The sequence below is a fragment of the Massilia sp. CT11-108 genome (assembly GCF_047302915.1).
Taxonomy (GTDB): Bacteria; Pseudomonadota; Gammaproteobacteria; order Burkholderiales; family Burkholderiaceae_D; genus Telluria; species Telluria orientalis.
The window spans coordinates 1-1,259 of the sequence record NZ_JBKYMO010000933.1 but is presented as its reverse complement, the minus strand read 5'-3'; the positions used below and the strand labels follow the sequence as shown (position 1 = coordinate 1,259).

The 1,259-nt window shown below is 68.9% G+C and carries 1 protein-coding gene; it reads left to right on the top strand.

All coding sequences use genetic code 11. The features are described 5' to 3' along the window. Positions 1 to 1,141: 3-hydroxyacyl-CoA dehydrogenase NAD-binding domain-containing protein (locus ACEN88_RS32125; RefSeq protein WP_413346256.1), on the top strand; the 1,141-nt coding region annotated here is incomplete at its 5' end. Between the last annotated feature and the right edge of the window lie 118 nt (positions 1,142 to 1,259).

Here is a 1,259-nt window from a genome sequence, read left to right as displayed (position 1 = left end):
CGGCATCCCCGTGACGATCCTCGAGACGAAGCAGGATGCGCTCGACAAGGGTCTCGCCACCATCCGCAAGAATTACGAGAACACGGTCAGGAAGGGCAAGCTGGCGGCGGACAAGGCCGCGCAGCGCGTGGGGCTCATCCGCGGCACACTGGATTACGCCGACATCGCCCAGGCCGATATCGTCATCGAAGCCGTGTTCGAGGACATGGACGTGAAGGCGTCCGTGTTCCGCCAGCTCGACGCCACGATGAAGCCGGGCGCCATCCTCGCGTCGAATACGTCGACCCTGGACCTGAACCGCATCGCCGCGTTCACGGCACGCCCGCAGGACGTCATCGGGCTGCACTTCTTCAGCCCCGCCAACGTGATGAGGCTGCTGGAAATCGTGCGCGGCGCGGCGACCGGCAAGGACGTGCTGGCGACCGCGCTGGCGCTGGCGAAGAAAATCAGGAAGACGGGCGTCGTCGCCGGCGTGTGCGACGGCTTCATCGGCAACCGCATGGTGGAGCAGTACATCCGCCAGGCCGGCTTCCTGCTGGACGAAGGCGCGCTGCCGCAGCAGGTCGACGCGGCCATCGAGACCTTCGGCTTCGCCATGGGCCCGTTCCGCATGGGCGACCTGGCCGGCAACGACGTCGGCTGGTACATCCGCAAGCGCCGCGCCGTCGAGTCGCCGGACGTGAAGTATTCGAAGACGGCCGACCTGCTGTGCGAACAGGGCCGATTCGGCCAGAAGACGGGCGCCGGCTGGTACGACTACCAGGCCGGTGACCGCACGCCGCGCCCGTCGCCGTGGGTCGACGACATGATCGTGCGGCATTCGCAGGACCTGGGCATCGAGCGCCGCGCCATCTCCGACGAGGAGATCGTCGAGCGCCTCGTCTACGCGCTGGTCAACGAGGGCGCGCGGATCCTGGACGAGGGCATCGCCCTCAGGGCATCGGACGTCGACATGGTGTATTTGTCCGGCTACGGCTTCCCGCTGTTCCGCGGCGGCCCGATGTTCCATGCGGACACCGTCGGCCTGCCGGCCGTGCTGGCGGCCGTCGAGAAGTACGCCCGCGGCTACCACGGCGAGGCGTGGACGCCGGCGCCGCTGCTCGTCCGCCTGGCGGCCGAGGGCAAGACCTTCAACGGCTGACCCGCCACAACGTCAACGCGGCGCCCGCGTACCACAGCGCCTGCACGCCCGTCAGCAGCATCAGCGAATGCGGGTGCATGTGCAGGCCGCTCGCGGCCGCGAGCGCCGTGCCCAGGCC